Consider the following 16,773-nt stretch of genomic DNA (forward strand, 5'->3'; position numbering starts at 1 on the left):
CAGGACCTCCACAACAATCGATGTCAGCGTCAAGCACCAATACGTTCGCAACCATCGCTTCCCCCCACACAACTGTTCAGCTCGACCCGACTCAGCTCAATCTGACTCCGGGGGCACGTCGTACAGCGCGGCGCCAGCGGTCACGCCCGCCCCAGCCGCGACCAGCATCGTTCGAGAGCCTGCAAAGCGTCGCGGTTTCTCCCTCGCCAATCCTGCGATCAGGGCAGCCGTGTGGATGTACTCGTCGTCGGCCACGATGACCCGTGAGCTCGCACTCCCCAACCGTGTCGCGAGTGCCGAACGGAAGGCCGGGCGAGCCGGAGCAGCCACGATGAAATCCACCTCCGCCAGAGCGATTTTCGCCTGCCGCAGGCATGCGGAAACTGCTTCGTGACCGGCTGCGGCGTAGTCGTCATCGAGCGAGTCGGACACTTGGAAACGCAGGATGTTTCGATTGTCTGCCTGTCCGACAGTTGCCCGGAAAGACTCCCCGCGGTCGAGATCATTGACCCAATGCACCGGGCCAAGACCATATCGATCATCGGTCCAGCGGCATAACGCCGCTCCCCCGGCTGCCGAGAACGGAAACCTCTCACTGAGCCGATGCCCCGGGTCTGCATCACTGGCAACGACGAGAGCCCGTTCGATCACTCCGGAGCGGAGGAATCCGTCGACGATCTGCAGCGCGGTCAGGACGCCACAGGTGCCATTCGCGATATCGAAAGAGAAGGTCCCGTGATCGCCCGTGTGCGGGTCTTCCGGATGAGCGCCGATATCGTCCTGAATCAGCGCGGCAAGAGCCGGCTCACCAAGGTTCCGGTCGCGATACAAACCCGCGTTCACGAGCAGATCCAAGCCATCCGGGCTGCAACCGGCCTTTCCGAGGCACGACTGAGCCGCCGCTACCGCAAGGTGCAGTGCGCTGTGCCGCCTCAGCCATCCAGCCCGAGTGACCATCACCTGCTCAATGATCGTTCCCATAGCGCGCCACCAGTTCATCGTCGATTTCCACAAGGACTACCCCGATCTCCAGCCCGGAAGCCAGGGAGATCAATGCAACTGTCTCTCCCGGTTTGATCCGGCCGGCCTCGAGTTCTTCGACCAATGCCACGGTATGAGTTGTCGAGGCTGTGTTCCCGTATCGATCGACGGTGATGACCGCGTCATGGCGCGGACTGTCGCCGAACGACAGCGCCATCTCAGCCATGCCCTTCTTGATTGCACGCGCCGACGTTTGATGGGTGATCACATGGTCGATGTCATGGATCGACAGTCCGAGTGTGTCGAGTACCTCGTGCAGAAGTAACGGGGTATCGGCGATGGCGGCCTTTTGAATGGCTCGCGAATTGGTGAACATGCGAGCACCCGGCTCCCTGCCCTTCGGGTAAGCGAGACACAACCGGCTGTAGTCCGCGACCGTTGTAAACCCGGCAATGCGAATCCCGGCTGCGCCCACGGGCGCCCGTTCGAGGACGAGCGCGGCGCCCGCATCGCCCAAGGTCAAGGAAGCCAACTCTCTGCTCAATATGTTGTGAATATGCTTGGCAGCATTGTGACCGAGCTGAGAAATATACTCACCGCTGACAACCAGCGCCCGCTCGATCAATCCCAGACGGATCCAATTGTTGGCCACCATCACCCCAGTGAGCATCCCAGCACAAGCATTGGAAAGATCGAAGCTCATAGCCCGGTCTGCACAGAGGTTCCGCGCGACGGCACTACTCATCGTCGGTTCGAGCCATTGAGTCATACCGCCCCTAAACTTGGTGATACTGCAGCTGATCACCACATCTATCGACTCGACGGCACAACCCGACCGACGCAAGGCATCCCGCGCAGCTGCTGTTGCGAGGGTGTAGGAATCCTCATCGCCCACGCTGACCCGCCGCTCGTGGATTCCAGTCAGTCGTTCGAGATCGATACCCGTGTCGTGGCGTGTTGTCGCCATCAAATCCTCAGTCGTAAGTCTGGTGACGGGAAGATGCCGACCTGCCCCCGCCACCCGCGTTCGATACGGCACTCGTCTGTCGTCATTTTCCGAGTCCGTCAACAGCCAGTGTTTGACCATTTCACTTGTTACCTCGCGCCGGCGTTCCTGAATCGTGAGTTAGTGCATCGGCATCATCTGCATGGGCGGCACTATGCCCATTCCGTGGAGACACATCATGAACATGTGGAACATCTGCATGGCATCCATGGCCGTCACCTCCTTCGTACTTGTGCCGAATCACTCAGGGGGATGGGTCGGTTCGCAGAATCGCCAGCCGGCTTCGATACTCGTTCTCATCTATATCCCCGCGCGCGAATCGCTCGGCAAGAATTTGCTCGGCGCTGTGTCGCGGCGGCGGAAAACTTTGCAACCGACTGCTTCCAGGCGGCTGACTCCCCGACTCTGTCGGTCCATGTCCGGCGTAGCGAATGAGCAGAAAGATCCCCAGGATCAGCAAGCCCCAAAACAAGGCCATACCTACGAACATCAGCAGGTAACCCCAACTACTGAAATAGTGATCGTCGTACATCACAGCGAGGCCTCCCATCTCTCCATGCGTGCCGTACGCACTTCCCCACCAGCGGAGCACTCACGCATACTCCTTCATGATGCGCCCTTACACGACGCGCACACAGAGTCTTTCTGCTCATATCGGCAGATGCGCCAAGCCCCGCCATGCTGCCGCAAGTCCGTGTTTGTAGAGCACTTCTGCTCCACCTTCCCCAAGCGTGCCGGCGCAGGAATCTTCCCGATCAACACGACGTTTCAAAGAAGTAACGCGGTGGTAATCGACGACCCAAGATCGATTGAGAAGTGCAGACCATGACGAACCTCCCCGAGATCGAGGAGCTACTCTCGACGACCGTTTCATGCGCCCCTCGTAGGGACGGATCCGACGGGGGTGCTCCCCTGTCCACTCCGGGCGTCATGCTGATCGACCCACGGTTCGGTCAGCTGGCTGCCCAGTTCTTCCGCCTCTTCGAACGCCCTTCCAACGGCGGCGGAGCGCTGGCGGTCTACCTCGAAGGAGAACCGGTACTCGACATCTGGTCCGGGTGGTCGACCCGCGACACCCGTTGGAACGCTTCCACGGTATCTGTGTCCTTCTCCACCGGAAAAGGGGTTGCCAGCACGGTATTGCACCGTGTCGCAGAACGTGGGCTCATCGACTACGACGCACCCATCGCGAAATACTGGCCCGAATTCGCTTACGCCGGCAAGGATGACGTAACCGTACGGCAACTGTTGACCCACCGTGCCGGGCTACATCGCATTCGCGGACTTGTCACCGGCCGACTTGCGATGCTCGATCACGACGGCATGGCCAACGCCCTGGCCTCGGCAACACCGGATATCCGTCGCCTCGACTCACCCGGGTATCACGCAGTCACATTCGGATCTCTCGTCGCCGAACTCACGACGCGGGCAACCGGAACATCGTTTACCGACCTTGTACGTACCGAGATAGCGGAACCTCTTGACATTCCGGACTTCTGGTTCAAGGTCCCCGAAGACGAACGTCATCGAATTGCGAAGCTGTTTCCTCATATCAATCAGTTCAAAGTGCCGTGGGATACAGCTTCTTACGCTTTGACCCGTCTACCTGTCCTCAAGAACATCGCGGATGCCGGAATGCCGGCAGGCTTCGACGAACTCGTCCGCAATCCCGTCATCCATGATTACGTGATGCCTGGTTGGAACGGTGTGTTCAGCGCGCGAGCTCTTGCTCGCATGTATGCAGCACTTGCCAATCGAGGAATGGTCGGAGGAATCAGGTTCTTGAGCGAAGACACCCTCGAACAGATGGGTGAAGTGCAGACCACTGCGCGCGATTACGTTCTCGGAGTCCGCATGAACTGGCGGCTGGGTTATCACTCGGCATTTGTAACCAGCCGCACCCAGTCGTTGCAAGCCTTCGGGCACTACGGGCTCGGCGGATCAGGTGCGTTCGCTGACCCGGAAACTCGTTTGTCCGTCGCATTCGTCACGAACCGAATGGGTGGGTCTCTGACTCCGTTCGCCGACCTGCGGTTGGCCGGACTGGGTGCCAGAGCGGAATCCATCGCCCGCGCACTATAGGCACTATAGGTTGGTCGCCTGCTCGATCAGCGGCGTCGCGTCCACCGCCAGAATTCATCGCACCCCCACACCAAGACCGGTAAGGGCAGCAACCACAGAACCTGATACCACGTGGGCGAGACTGTGCCGAATACACGCTGCGCCGACGGAAGCGTCACCACAACAGCGGCGAAGACAATCTCGAACGCAATCCCCCAGAGCAACAACCGATTCGAGAACAATCTGATCTTCCATAGGGATGCATGCTCTGTTCGAGAAGCGACGGCGGTTCCGATCTGGCACGACACGATCCCGAGGAAACTCATCGTCGTTGCCAGCTTCCAGGTGTGTTCGAGCGCACCTGAAGACACGTCGGCTCCGAAAGTCCAGCCTCCAGATAGAAGAGCGGCCATGAACAAGACCATGACTGCTGCAGCCGACGCGCCACCGAGCACGCCCCACGATCGCACCAGCATCATCTTGTCCACCACATTCTGTGAAGCTTTTCGCGGTGCCCGATCCATCAAGCCAGGCTCCTCCCGTTCCCGACCGAGTGCCAATGCGGGCAATGTCTCAGTGCCCAAATCGATTGCCAATATCTGCATCACGGTCAGGGGAAGTGGAATCTGACCGCCGGACAGGGCATACACCAGGAAGGGCACCACTTCGGGAGTCGCGTGCGCAAAAATGTAGACGATGAATTTACGGACATTGTCATAAACCCTGCGCCCAGCTTCGACCGCGTCGACGATAGTGGCGAAATTGTCGTCAGTGAGAACCATCGTCGCAGCCTCCCGAGCGACGTCAGTGCCGGACCGTCCCATCGCCACTCCGATGTCCGACCGTCGCAGAGCTGGAGCATCATTGACACCGTCGCCGGTCATCGCGACCACATAGCCACCGGCGCGAAGCGCATCTGTGATCCGAAGCTTCTCTTCCGGCGAACTCCGAGCGAAGATGATCTCGTTGTCGGTATACAGGAGTTCGTCGAGATCCTTCTCCGACATTTCCTCGAGTTCAGATCCGGTGACTACCTGAAGGCCCCCTCGGCCGATTCCCACACTTTCTGCAATTCCGCGTGCGGTGAGTCCATGATCGCCGGTCACCACGATGATGCGAATACCTGCAGTATGGCATTTCTCCACCGCGGCAGCGACTTCCGGGCGTGGAGGGTCGATCATCGCCACGATCCCTAGCAGTGTCATGTCTCGTTCGATGTCGAGACGAGACAATTGCTCCTCCTCGCCGATGATCGACAATCGTTCCGCCACGGCGATCAGTCGTAGTCCTTCCCGTGCCCAATCGTGGACCGCCGACGCCACCTCGGAACGCTCCGAGGACGTCAGATCATGCTCAGACGCATCGACCCCCACAATTCGGGAGCACAAACTGAGGATCTCCTCCGGCGCCCCCTTCGCCTGGATCCGAAATTCATCTCCGACCCGGTCCACTGTCGACATTCTGCGAAGCTCGGGATCGAAAGGAAAAATCGTGTGGTGCACGTGAGTGGTCGCCGACAACGGCTCACCGATATCTGCCGCAGCCCGCAGCATCGCCAACTCGGTCGGGTCCCCCGAATCGTCCCCGCCGTCTTCAACGCGGCCGTCCCCGATTTCCGCATTACAACAGTAAGTGATCGCATGCGCTACACGACGCGGGACAGACCCCTCGGGCCACGTTGAATCGGTTGCTCCATTTGCGTCGAAGGAAAGAACGCCACCAGGCGTCCACAGTCTGGTTACCCGCATTCGATTCTGTGTCAGAGTTCCGGTCTTGTCGGTACAGATCACGCTCGTCGAACCGAGCGTTTCCACCGCCGAAATCCTTTTGACCAACGCCCCTCGTTTAGCAAGGGTGCGTACTCCAACTGCCAGCGCCAACGTGATGATCGGAAGGAGCCCTTCGGGAACATTGGCAACCAGGAGTCCGATCGCGAAGTTGATCGAATCTCCCCAGGACAATCCCGCAATCAAGCTACCGAGGGGGATGAATGCCGCGCCCATCACCACCGCTACACAGGCGATCAGCCAGGCAATCTTCTTCACTTGTTTCTCGAGTGGACTCTCGTCACGACCCACGCGCTGTGAAAGGGCAGCGATACGCCCGATCTCAGTACGCATACCAGTTGCGAAGACCAATCCCGTAGCTTTGCCGCCGAGCACATCCGTTCCACTGAAGGCGATGTCTCGGGCCGAAACCAAAGGCCCTGCATTACTTGTCGAATCCGCAGAAACAGTGACCGGAACCGACTCTCCGGTCAGCGTGGACAGATCTACCTGCACCGAGCCCGATATCAGTCGTACATCTGCCGACACTCGGCGACCTTCGTCGAGAATGATCACATCACCTGGAACCAAGGTCCGTGCATCCACCACTTGCTCAAAGCGGTCACGGACCACAGTCGCCGTTTCAGGGAGAAATGCAGAGAGCGCCTCCACCGCTTATTCGGCATGTAATTCCTGGACGAACGCGAACAACGCATTGACGAGAATCACCAGGACGATCGCCACCGCCAGTGGAGAAGCTCCACTGACAACAGCAAGCCCAGCGGCAACCCACAGCAGCAACGCGAGGGGATGAGTCAACTGCCCGAGTATCTCGCCAGGCCACTCACGTCCACGCCGACGCTGCAGTTCGTTGGAACCATGAACAACGGATCGACGTTCGGCTTCTCTGGCCGAGAGACCTTGCCGATCTGACCTGAGATCTCGAAACATTCGTTCCACGGATTCACGCGGATTCACCGCATCTGATTCCGAATCAGCGACCGCCTCGGACACATGCACACCTCCTCACGAACCGAGAACCAAATGCAACTGCTTCGTTCGAGGTTTCACCGTCCGAGAACGCGATACCAGGGCACTCGGTAGTCAACTCAGGCCGTATGGCCTCACTGATCGAAACAGTGTCCGCCTGCCGTGCAACTAGTGACATTCGGCCATGTATGCAATCGACACCGCGACGCAAAGCTGGACGAAGACCGGACATGCCTGCAGGTCCGCCCGCCCGCACGACGGTGCTCGTCTGGCCCCCTGCCCCGCACAGAATCGAGAATCACCGTGAGCGCCACCATCGTCGTCGTCGTGGTTGCGACAATCCTGTTCCTGATTTTCGCAATGGCAATACGAATCGTCACACAGTACGAGCGCGGTGTTCATTTCCGGCTGGGGCGGATCATCGCGGTACGCAATCCCGGTCTGACACTCATCATTCCCGCGGTCGACCGGATGACCAAGGTCTCGATGCGTATCGTCACGATGCCGATCCAGTCGCAGGGAATTATCACCCGCGACAACGTCAGCGTCGATATCGCGGCCGTCGCATATTTTCGCGTCATCGACGCGGAGAAATCCGTGGTGACCATCGAGAGCGTCAACTCTGCCATCGACCAGATCGCGCAAACCACTCTCCGAAACGTGGTAGGTCAGCATTCCCTCGACGAGGTTCTGTCGGAAACGGCCGTGATCAACACCAGCATCCGTCAGATACTCGATACCACGACACTCGACTGGGGCGTCGAGGTAACGCTGGTAGAACTCAAGGACATTCAGCTTCCGGAAAGCATGAAGCGAGCCATGGCGCGTGAAGCAGAGGCCGAACGAGAGAAGCGGGCAAAGATCATCGCAGCGGAAGGGGAAGCGCGAGCCGCCGCTGCGCTCGGCGAAGCATCGGACACAATGATGGACCACCCGTTGGCGCTACAACTGCGCAACCTGCAGACCCTCGCAGAGCTCGGCGTCGAGAAAAACACCACCGTGGTCTTCCCCGCACCCCTGATGAGCGCAATCGGCGAACTCGGTTCGTTTCTTCATCGGGAAAACGCATCTGCGGAGGATCTCTCCAGTCATGGTGCGAAGGAAAACGCCATGAAAGAGACAACTTTCAACGCAAGCTCCCTCAGCGCCAGCCGACCGTGATGCCTCCACTCCAGACCGGTCCAGGAGGCCGGCACCATGCGTAAAGATCTGATTCACACGGCGGGACGGCCCACTCGCTGGTGGAACCAAGCTCCCTGGTCTTCGAACCGACTCATGCGTCCGTCGGATCGTATCTGGTCCTCCTTGGTCATCGCCGCAGTCGCAATCGGGACTCTTGCGATACCTGTCGCAGCAGCAGTCGGCACGTCCGTCTACGCGTCCGGCCGAGCGCGAATCGAACAGCAACAGCACGTCAACAGCCAATGGAGTGGCACGGTGAGTCCCGACCCGGTTCCCGGGACAAAAGACATGGGAGCCGCGCGCAAGGTCGTGGCATGGACCATGAACGGAACTGCACGCACCGAACCATTGGTTGCTCACTTCAGCGCACGTCCCGGTGACACGATCGCCGTGTGGACGAATGCAACAGGCGATCAGGTTCCGCCTCCCCCTCAGACGTCGAGCACGGCTGTCGACGGAATCGCTGCTGCGATCACGTTGTATTGTGCGAGCGTTCTTGCTGTGCACGGAATGCTCACTGCCGCAAGAACACTGATCAGTTGGCGCAACGGTCGCGCCTGGGATGCAGAGTGGTCGGGGGCCTTCCCACCACACGCATGAAGTAACAAAAGTCCAAGTGGATTCGTCTGCGACTGGATTCGTCTGCGACGCAGATCAACTGCTACTCCCTTCCCTCTCCGATCGATCTGCGAGGACGAAATAGCTCTCTTCTTCCTGACGGAAATGCAACTTCAGCACCGCATAGAGACCGTAGAGACACGCGAGAAGGTCTCCGACCTGAGCATCGTCTACCGCTCCCAGCTTGTCCGCGGCCCTGACATGATTCTCGACCCGTCGGCAGAGTCTCTCGATCTCGGAGTGAGCGTCGGCCACCGCCGAGATGGAATCCGCGCCACCCAACGAACGCTCTAGTGCTGGATACAGTTTCGCCCCCTCGGCCCGCTCGTGCGGAAGAACCACCTCCTGGAGAAACCGATTGGTCTGATGAAGTCGCCGCATTGCCAACACACGGTCGTCACCCGAGAGAGCATCCGCAGCGACACGAATCGAATCGAGATCTGCGCGCATACGACGATGCTCCGTGGAGAATCCGCGAAGCATCCGCTCCAACTCAGGTTCGAGCTTCGGCACACTCGACCGTCCGTGCCCAAGCGCACGTAACGCGTTCAGTATCACTGCAACATCTATCAACTCCTGCAACAAGGCACCCACCGCCGGAGCCAGCAATCCGAACGCTGCAAAAGCCATCGCGACCACAGAAAGCCCGGTGCCGACAGTGGCACTCTGCACAGCAATTCGACGAGATCGCCGAGCAATATCCATTGCATCGGCTACCCGAGACAACCGGTCGGTCGTCAAGACGATGTCAGCCGCTTCAGACGATGCCGTCGCACCTCGTGCACCCATGGCGATACCGACCGATGCTGCGGCCAGCGCCGGCGCGTCGTTTATTCCGTCTCCCACCATGACGGTCACCGCGCGCTCGGATTCTTCGCGTACTCGCACGACCTTGTCGGCAGGTTCCTGTTCCGCATAAACCGCGTCCAGTCCGAGGACACATCCGACCTCGACTGCAGGTTCCGGACGGTCGCCAGTCAGCATCACGATCTTGCCGATGCCGGCCGATCGCAAGCGCCGTATCGTCCAAGGTGCGTCGTTGCGAATCGGATCGATCAGCAGTAGCGCCCCGCTGAGTTGATCGTCGATCCGCACCCACACCACGACCGCTCCGTCGAGCCTCGCGCGATTCTCCACTGATGCGGCCCAGCCGGGGCGGTCGATCGCGCCGGCGATTCTGCCGACTTCGACGACATGACCGTCGACCGTTGCGGTCACTCCATACCCTGGCCGTTCGGTCACAGATTCGGGTGTACTGAGTAACAAACCCTGCGCTCGCGCACTTCGAACGATGGACTCCGCCAAGATATGTGAGGACACTTGGTCTGCGGATGCAGCCAGGCGGAGAATTGAAGAGCTGTCGATATCCTCTCCGCAGACGATATCCGATTGTGTGGGTTTCCCTGTGGTCAAAGTCCCCGTCTTGTCGATAACGAGAGTCTTGACATTTCCGAGCCTCTCCAGTGCACCGCCGGACCTGACGATCACACCGATCCGCGATGCCCGTGAGAGACCGGAAACGATAGCAACGGGTGCAGCCAGCAAAAGCGGACACGGGGTCGCGACGACTAGTACGGCAATCGCACGTGTGGCAGAGCCACTCGACATCCACGCAAAGCCACTCACGAGCAGTGTCACGGGTATGAACCACGCCGCCACGCGGTCGGCCACACGCACGATCGGCGCACTGTCGGCGGCCGCTTCCTGGGCAAGCGAAACCACCGCCGCGTACGCGCTCGATCTGGCCGTCCGACTCGACTCGATTCGACAACCACCACCCGCATTCACCACGCCACTGCGAACCGGGTCGCCGATCGAGCGCTCCACCACTTTCGATTCACCCGTCAGAGCGGATTCGTCGAAGACTGCCGGTTCGCCGACAATCCATCCGTCCGTGGGTACGACGTCCCCGGAGCTGAGGAAGATTCGGTCGCCTGGCTCGATCTCGTCGACTGCCACCGTCCGAAGTTGGCCGCACTCTTCGCGTTGCGCGGTCCTCGGAACATGTTCACGAAGGGAACGAAGATCTCGCGCCGCTCGACTATTGGCCGCCGCATCGAGGGTTCGCCCGGTCGCCAGCATGACTGCAATCAACGCACCGGCCAGATACTCCCCTACCCAAATCGTTCCGAGCAGCGACAGAACTGCAATGACATCGACGCCCGCCCGTCCTCTGCGCAACCCGTCGACAACCCACCACCCTGCCGGCAGCAACGCCGCAATTGTGCCCAAGGCCCACATCCCGTCGGCAACGGCGCGCTGATCGAGTGACCAGGCGAGAACGCCACCGGCGAGCGCACACACAGTCGCGGCCAGGAGAAGGGACTCGGCTTTCGTTGTCAAGCGCTGGAACAGGTCTCGGATAGGCGACATGATTCCAGCGTCGTCATTGCCGCGCTGTGACCACTAGTGCCGTAATGCCCGACTAAGTCATCGCAATGCCCCGCGACGGCTGACCGCTGTTTCGTCCAGACTTGAAGGATCGAGGAATCGAGCGTCTCCGCGTGGGAACCGCTGCAGTACGAGGGGAGATCAGATGAGCATTCATGCTTCGTATCTCGACGTAAAGGAAACGACTACCGGGGTCGTCATACTTGTAGGTGACCGCGCGTACAAGATCAAAAAGGCCATCTCCACGCCATTCCTCGACTTCAGCGAACCTTCACGACGAGAGGACGCTCTGCAACGTGAACTCACGTTGAATCAAAGGATCTGCGAGGGTGTCTACCGCGGAGTGACGCACGTGGTCGACCCGGTCGACCAGTCGAGCGAGCCGATTCTGGTGATGGTGCGTATGCCCGATGAGCGAAGACTGTCCGCGTTGGCTGCGACGAACCAGGATGTCGCACACGCATTGGACGAGATCGCAGCGGCAGTGTCGGACTTTCACAGGCGAGCAGCCAGGGGCGAGCGAATATCCGAACAAGGAACATCAACAGGCGTCGGACACCGATGGGTATCGAATCTTGCCGAATTGCGCCAATTGTGTTCGGGTCTCCTCCCGCCCTGCCGACTCGATCACCTCGAGGCGCTGTCTACGAGATACCTGTGTGGGCGTCGGTCCCTGTTCGATTCGAGAATCGCCGAAGGTTGCATCGTGGACGGCCACGGAGACCTTCTCGCGGACGATATTTTCGTACTGCCCGACGGACCCAAGATTCTCGACTGCCTCGACTTCGACGACCAACTCAGATTCGTCGATATTCTCGACGACAGCTGTTTCCTCGCCATGGACCTGGAGTTCCTCGGCTATGAGGATCTTGCGAGGGAGTTCCTTGCCTCGATCGTCACGAAATCGAAGGACCAGCCGCCGATTTCGTTGATCGACCATTACATTGCCTATCGCGCCACGGTTCGTGCCAAGGTCGACGCTCTGCGTCTGCAGCAAGGCGATTCGAATAGTCAGGCCGCGCTCGAACGGCACCTTGATCTTGCCGACAACCACCTGCGCAACGGCGAAGTTCGACTATGCCTGGTGGGCGGCTTTCCGGGAACCGGTAAAACGACATTATCCCTCGCTCTTGCCGCACACACCGGCGCTACAGTCATCTCCAGCGACCGCGTGCGGCGCGAGCTCGTCGATGCCGGCGCACTCCGCGGCTCCGCCGACGCCTATCAATCGGGACTGTATTCGCCCGACTCGGTTCACACCGTCTACAGCGAAATGCTCGATCGTGCCCGCGATCATCTCTCGATGGGTGAGTCGGTCGTACTCGATGCAACATGGGCTCGGTCTCGACACCGCAGGGAAGCCGAACTGTTATGCACCTCAACAGCGTCGACGTTGATCAGCCTGTCGACCAGCACACCGCTACCTGTCGCCGTTCAACGAATAGCAACGCGCACGAATACGCTTTCCGACGCCACGACGGCTACTGCAGCCGCCATCGCGCAAGGCCACGACCCTTGGCCCGAATCGACCGCGATCGATACCGACACATCCATCGACGTCAGCGCCGAGTCGGCCGTAGATGTCTGGCGCCGGTCAGTGAGTGTGGGTAAAGGTGTCAACTCGACACGGTGAGCACCTCTTCGAGTGGACGACGGCCTGTGCCCCCTGTCCGATGTTCCTCGATACGTGTTTCGCTCCCTGCGGCATCGATCACCGCGTCGGACGGTTCTCTCTCCAACCCGACACGAATCATCACCTGTGGATTCTGAAGTGTCTCGCCGGATCTCGAAGCAACATCTCGAACGATTTCCCGACTTGATTCCACTTCGGTCAAATGTGTCAGAGGGCAGGTCGCCAGGTGCGACGCGGTGGCATGTAACAGCAGCGAGGACATCGCCTGACCTGCGTTCAGCCAGTCGATCGGTGTGTCCGAAAACGTACTGATCAGTATCAATGCTGCATCGTCCCTCACTCCAGGCCCGATCCTCAGTTGGCCCGAAGGAAACGCTCGTGCAGACGCAGACTCGTGAATCGACAATGCATCCGGCAACGCACTGCGCGGAACACCGTCTGCTGTCGGAGCCGAGCGTATCCAACTCTCCAACTCGTTCCAGTACGCCGGATCGCTCTGATGCTGCTCTGCGGCCACTGTGGCCGCTCGGGCGAGCATGTCCCCGAACTGCGGTGACAAACTGATTGCCGACGCCCCGAAAACCGAGGCGTGCTGAGCAAGGCCGACCAGCGACCCGACGGGGGGTGCATCGAATGGCCGTCGGTCGGAGCGGCGGCGTTCCAACGATGCGAAGAGGCCCGCGTCGGCACTCATCGCCCGCGCTCGCCCTCTGAAGGTGATCACCGCGAGCAGGTCCGGTTGCCCACGGTCGGGAAAAGTCGCGACAATCGGCTCGATGAGGTTGTGTTCCAATGTAACTCGCAAATGATGCAAGGCGGCGCCACAGCTGATGATCAGCTGCCTGCCGGCAGAATCCTCCACCGGGATCGAGCGCAGCCGATCGACGCGGAGTTCAAGTTCACCGCGACGCAGTCGCCACGCCCACGGTTGGACGTTGTGAACAGACGGCGCCGCGCAGGCCCAACGGACAGCGTTGCTGATCGTCTCGGAATCCGCGCTCACGTAGCGCACCATGGTTCGATCACTCTCGTCGAAGTCGTCTGCTGTCGGACGAGCGGCAAACGTCTCTGTTGATCGTGCGCCTCGCCCCGCACTGTTCGCTACGGCCCTTTGTCAATCATCGAACTGTCGTGAGGCATCCTCGGTTCGTGCGGAGTACTTGAATTCACCGCCACGGAGTTGTTCCGTGATCTTGTCCGCCCACGCATCGATGTCGGCCCAGTCTCGAGCAGCCGAGTATCGACCGCCCATGATCTTGAAGACAATGCGCCGACCAGCAGCCAGTCTCCACGTGTCAACGCACCAGCGAACCGGCGATGGTCTCGCAAGTCCGCCGATTTGCGAAGTTTTGTCACCGTCCTCGGTTCAGACGCAGACTTTCTGATTCGACGAGTCAGTTGCGTAGACAGAAACGTCGATGTCTCGCCCCATGTCGCGACCGAGAAGGCCCTCACCGGTTGAGTCTTCACTGCCACCCTCCGTCGATCGACAATGACTGTGGCGGAGGGCAACCAATCCATGTCGTGAATGGCGCTTCCCAAGATCACAGCGTCGAACCATTCGTGCCCTGGGCTCTCGACCGCAGGAAACATCGTCACGTCAAATCCTGCAGCACCACACCGTTCTGCGATCCTTCCGGCTACACCTCGCGTCGATCCTTTGGCACTCGCGTACGCGATCAGAATCTTGGTCATCGTCACTCGTTCCCATCCGGAAGGGGAACCGACCAGACGAGAGTTGTACCACCTCCTGCGGAGGACTGTGCGTCAAAGGTCCCACCCAAGGCGAATGCTCGCTCGCACAGGTTCTTCAGCCCGCGCCGGTGCGCCCCTGATGGTAAGCCGATTCCGTCATCCTTGATCGTGACGGTCAAGGAATCGTCTACGTCTATGACGATCGCCGCGGTTGACGCGTGCGCGTGTCGGACCACATTGCTGAGCGCCTCTCGCACCACCGCCTCGGCTTGCTCGCCCAGAGTCGGATCGACGACCGACAGTGGACCCTTTATTTGGACGGTCACCCGCAAGTCGGTGTCAGCGCTCGTCTCGGCGACAACTTGGTTCAGGCGACTCCGTAGTGAGGGGGCGCCGTCCTCGGTCGCATGCAAGTCGAAGATGGCACGGCGAATGTCCTGAATGATGTCCTGCAAGTCGTCGATGGTCCCACTGAGCCTTTGATGTATTTCAGGAGCTCGCGCAAGCTGGAGCGTGCCTTGAACCGACAATCCGACAGCGAAGATTCGCTGAATTACGTGATCGTGAAGGTCACGCGCGATCCGATCACGGTCAGCAAGTATGTCGAGTTCCCGCATTCGACGTTGATTGTCTGCCAGCCGCAGTGCAACAGCCCCTTGATCGGCAAAGGCAGACATGGACGCCACCTGATCCGTACCGTACTGCTCCGTCCCGCGCAATTTCAATACCGCCAGGACTCCTCGAACCTCTTGTCCGTCTCGAAGTGGCAGCACGATCGCAGGTCCGTAGTCATGTCCCTCACCGAACCCCGGATCGAATTCCAATGACTCCGTCATGATCGGAAGTTTTTTCCGGTAGACCGCGCCCGATGTGGAGAAGTCCATCGGAATACCGTGTCCGACCAAAGCTTCGGAATCCAGTCCGCTCGCGACAGAGACCACCAACTCGGCGGTCTCTACGGCTGTCAGTTCAGGATCCGCAGGTACCGCCAGAAATGCGCAGTCAGATGAAGTGAGTGACAGCGACTTGTCTGCGATCAGTTGAAGAACTCCCCGTGTGTCGGCGCCGGCCAACAACGCTGTCGTTACCTCGCCGGTCGCGCGCAGCCATTCTTGTTTCATTTTCGTCAGGGCGTACAGCTGGGAGTTGTCGATCGCGATGCCGGCGGCCGATGCGAGCGCGAGAACGATCATCTCGTCGTGCGCGGTGAAAGCTCGCCCGTTCGTCTTCTCGGTGAGGTAGAGATTGCCGAACACCTGGCCACGAGTCTGTATCGGTACGCCGAGAAAGGTTTTCATCGGCGGATGATGGTCAGGGAAACCCACGGAGGCCTCATGTTCTGACAGATCATCCAACCGCAGTGGCTTCGGATCAGAAATCAGGGCGCCGAGCACACCGCGTCCGCGGGGGAGGTCACCGATCAGTTCCCGCCCGGTCTCGTCGATTCCTTCGTAGACGAATTGCTTCAGTTCCTCACTGTCGCCGACCACTCCGAGCGCACCGAACGTGGCATCGACCAACGCGATAGCGGATTTGACGATCGTGCGCAGGGTGGCATCCAAGTCGAGTCCCGCCGTGACCGCCAGTAGAGCTTCGAGCAGACCGTCGACATGTATGAGTTCATCGGACGGAAGGCCTAAGTCGTTCGGTACCGTTCCGGCATGAGCTTCAGAACCCGGCTCGGAGTGAGTCATGGCTGCGGAAGGTGCTCGTGCATCTTCGTTGCCAGTATCGCCGCTTGAGTTCTACGCTCGACTCCAAGTTTGCTCAACAAACGGGAAACGTAATTCTTCACGGTCTTCTCCGCCAAAAACATTCGCGCCGCAATCTGTCGATTCGTCAGGCCTTCACCAAGTAATCCCAGCAATACGCGCTCCTGCTGGCTCAGTTCCTCGAATGGGCCGTTCTTGTCAGCTGCATCGGTGCGCAATTTCGCCATCAACGCCGCAGCAGCTCTGTTGTCGAGCAACGATTTCCCCGCGCCGACATCTCGCACCGCCCTGGCCAAGTCCAGTCCCTTGATGTCCTTGACCACGTAGCCACTGGCACCGGCCAGAATCGCATCGAGCATCGCCTGATCGTCTTCGAACGAGGTGAGGATGAGGCACCGCAGTGCAGGCAACTTCGACAACAACTCGCGACACAGTTCGATCCCGTTTCCATCCGGAAGCCGAACATCGAGAACAGCCACGTCTGGTTTCAGAGCAGGTATTCGTGCCATCGCGTGGGCATAATTCGACGCCTCCCCTACTACCCTCAGGCCCGGGTCTCCCTCGAGTAACTCCACGAGGCCACGGCGCACAACCTCGTGATCGTCTACCAGAAATACGTCGGTCATGTGATCATCCGTCCTCACCTCACGCAGCACGCACTCAACGACTACCCATAGCCCGACGAACGAATCAGCGAACGCGGACGTCACTGCACCCAAAGGGTGTTGCCCGACAAGT

14 protein-coding genes are annotated in these 16,773 nt (G+C 59.7%); 4 read left to right on the forward strand and 10 right to left on the reverse strand.

What is annotated here, in order from left to right; genetic code table 11:
• Positions 1-96 precede the first annotated feature (96 nt).
• The 3 genes from RA302_RS16195 to RA302_RS16205 form a co-directional block, all read right to left on the reverse strand.
• Positions 97-981 carry a 3-oxoacyl-ACP synthase gene (locus tag RA302_RS16195; protein WP_054187211.1) on the reverse strand — a complete coding sequence of 295 codons (885 nt, stop codon included), beginning with the start codon at positions 979-981 and terminating at the stop codon, positions 97-99.
• The gene (locus tag RA302_RS16200; protein ID WP_054187210.1) at positions 965-2,068 is read right to left on the reverse strand and encodes a 3-oxoacyl-[acyl-carrier-protein] synthase III C-terminal domain-containing protein; all 1,104 of its coding nucleotides are present in this window, start codon (positions 2,066-2,068) and stop codon (positions 965-967) included. Before RA302_RS16200 ends, RA302_RS16195 begins: the two co-directional genes overlap by 17 nt.
• A gap of 163 nt (positions 2,069-2,231) precedes the next feature.
• Complete coding sequence (locus RA302_RS16205; RefSeq protein WP_054187221.1) at positions 2,232-2,519, reverse strand: SHOCT domain-containing protein; 288 nt, start codon at positions 2,517-2,519, stop codon at positions 2,232-2,234.
• Between the two features lie 398 nt (positions 2,520-2,917).
• On the opposite strand from RA302_RS16205, the gene RA302_RS16210 reads away from it, so the two are divergent.
• Positions 2,918-4,069: a serine hydrolase domain-containing protein gene (locus RA302_RS16210; protein ID WP_054187220.1), complete on the forward strand. Its 1,152-nt coding sequence runs from the start codon at positions 2,918-2,920 to the stop codon at positions 4,067-4,069.
• A 26-nt stretch (positions 4,070-4,095) separates the two neighbouring features.
• Here the strand turns inward: RA302_RS16210 and RA302_RS16215 are convergent, their stop codons facing one another.
• Together RA302_RS16215 and RA302_RS16220 are read right to left on the reverse strand one after the other, a co-directional pair.
• Positions 4,096-6,486, reverse strand: a complete 2,391-nt coding sequence (locus RA302_RS16215) for a cation-transporting P-type ATPase (RefSeq protein WP_256261755.1) — start codon at positions 6,484-6,486, stop codon at positions 4,096-4,098.
• Between the two features lie 3 nt (positions 6,487-6,489).
• A complete protein-coding gene (locus tag RA302_RS16220; protein ID WP_256261754.1) occupies positions 6,490-6,828 on the reverse strand; it encodes a cation-transporting P-type ATPase in 339 nt (112 codons plus the stop codon).
• A gap of 336 nt (positions 6,829-7,164) precedes the next feature.
• On the opposite strand from RA302_RS16220, the gene RA302_RS16225 reads away from it, so the two are divergent.
• Positions 7,165-7,965 carry a slipin family protein gene (locus RA302_RS16225; RefSeq protein WP_080656743.1) on the forward strand — a complete coding sequence of 267 codons (801 nt, stop codon included), beginning with the start codon at positions 7,165-7,167 and terminating at the stop codon, positions 7,963-7,965.
• A 36-nt stretch (positions 7,966-8,001) separates the two neighbouring features.
• Positions 8,002-8,586, forward strand: a complete 585-nt coding sequence (locus RA302_RS16230) for a hypothetical protein (protein WP_141751469.1) — start codon at positions 8,002-8,004, stop codon at positions 8,584-8,586.
• 54 nt (positions 8,587-8,640) lie between these two features.
• Here RA302_RS16230 and RA302_RS16235 read toward each other — a convergent pair whose 3' ends face one another.
• Entirely contained in the window at positions 8,641-10,977 is a 2,337-nt protein-coding gene (locus RA302_RS16235; protein WP_338477314.1) for a heavy metal translocating P-type ATPase, read from the reverse strand.
• Between the two features lie 163 nt (positions 10,978-11,140).
• Here RA302_RS16235 and RA302_RS16240 point away from each other — a divergent pair, with 163 nt between their 5' ends.
• The gene (locus tag RA302_RS16240) at positions 11,141-12,628 is read left to right on the forward strand and encodes an AAA family ATPase (RefSeq protein WP_064112844.1); all 1,488 of its coding nucleotides are present in this window, start codon (positions 11,141-11,143) and stop codon (positions 12,626-12,628) included.
• On the opposite strand, the gene RA302_RS16245 is transcribed toward RA302_RS16240, so the two are convergent.
• From RA302_RS16245 to RA302_RS16260, 4 genes are all read right to left on the reverse strand, one after another.
• Positions 12,612-13,631, reverse strand: coding sequence for a hypothetical protein (locus RA302_RS16245; RefSeq protein WP_141751468.1), 1,020 nt, complete (start codon positions 13,629-13,631; stop codon positions 12,612-12,614). The two genes, RA302_RS16240 and RA302_RS16245, sit on opposite strands and share 17 nt — an antisense overlap.
• 111 nt (positions 13,632-13,742) lie before the next feature.
• Positions 13,743-13,880 carry a hypothetical protein gene (locus RA302_RS16250; protein ID WP_338477315.1) on the reverse strand — a complete coding sequence of 46 codons (138 nt, stop codon included), beginning with the start codon at positions 13,878-13,880 and terminating at the stop codon, positions 13,743-13,745.
• Positions 13,881-14,325: 445 nt separating this feature from the next.
• Entirely contained in the window at positions 14,326-16,017 is a 1,692-nt protein-coding gene (locus RA302_RS16255) for a GAF domain-containing sensor histidine kinase (RefSeq protein ID WP_082900853.1), read from the reverse strand.
• Positions 16,014-16,661 (reverse strand): response regulator transcription factor, encoded by a 648-nt coding sequence (locus tag RA302_RS16260; protein WP_020907981.1) that lies wholly within the window; start codon positions 16,659-16,661, stop codon positions 16,014-16,016. The genes RA302_RS16255 and RA302_RS16260 overlap by 4 nt, the downstream gene beginning before the upstream one ends.
• Positions 16,662-16,773: the final 112 nt, after the last annotated feature.

The organism is Rhodococcus sp. DN22, from assembly GCF_036669995.1.
In the GTDB taxonomy this organism is placed as follows: domain Bacteria; phylum Actinomycetota; class Actinomycetes; order Mycobacteriales; family Mycobacteriaceae; genus Rhodococcus_F; species Rhodococcus_F erythropolis.

Excerpts from the sequence above, each read along its gene's own strand:
- RA302_RS16200 (WP_054187210.1), bottom strand. The coding sequence starts at position 2,068 with ATGGTCAAACACTGGCTGTTGACGGACTCGGAAAATGACGACAGACGA.
- RA302_RS16210 (WP_054187220.1), top strand. The coding sequence starts at position 2,918 with ATGCTGATCGACCCACGGTTCGGTCAGCTGGCTGCCCAGTTCTTCCGC.
- RA302_RS16225 (WP_080656743.1), top strand. The coding sequence starts at position 7,165 with ATGGCAATACGAATCGTCACACAGTACGAGCGCGGTGTTCATTTCCGG.
- RA302_RS16260 (WP_020907981.1), bottom strand. The coding sequence starts at position 16,661 with ATGACCGACGTATTTCTGGTAGACGATCACGAGGTTGTGCGCCGTGGC.
- RA302_RS16195 (WP_054187211.1), bottom strand. The coding sequence starts at position 981 with ATGGGAACGATCATTGAGCAGGTGATGGTCACTCGGGCTGGATGGCTG.
- RA302_RS16235 (WP_338477314.1), bottom strand. The coding sequence starts at position 10,977 with ATGTCGCCTATCCGAGACCTGTTCCAGCGCTTGACAACGAAAGCCGAG.
- RA302_RS16250 (WP_338477315.1), bottom strand. The coding sequence starts at position 13,880 with ATGGGCGGTCGATACTCGGCTGCTCGAGACTGGGCCGACATCGATGCG.
- RA302_RS16205 (WP_054187221.1), bottom strand. The coding sequence starts at position 2,519 with ATGTACGACGATCACTATTTCAGTAGTTGGGGTTACCTGCTGATGTTC.
- RA302_RS16230 (WP_141751469.1), top strand. The coding sequence starts at position 8,002 with ATGCGTAAAGATCTGATTCACACGGCGGGACGGCCCACTCGCTGGTGG.
- RA302_RS16255 (WP_082900853.1), bottom strand. The coding sequence starts at position 16,017 with ATGACTCACTCCGAGCCGGGTTCTGAAGCTCATGCCGGAACGGTACCG.
- RA302_RS16240 (WP_064112844.1), top strand. The coding sequence starts at position 11,141 with ATGAGCATTCATGCTTCGTATCTCGACGTAAAGGAAACGACTACCGGG.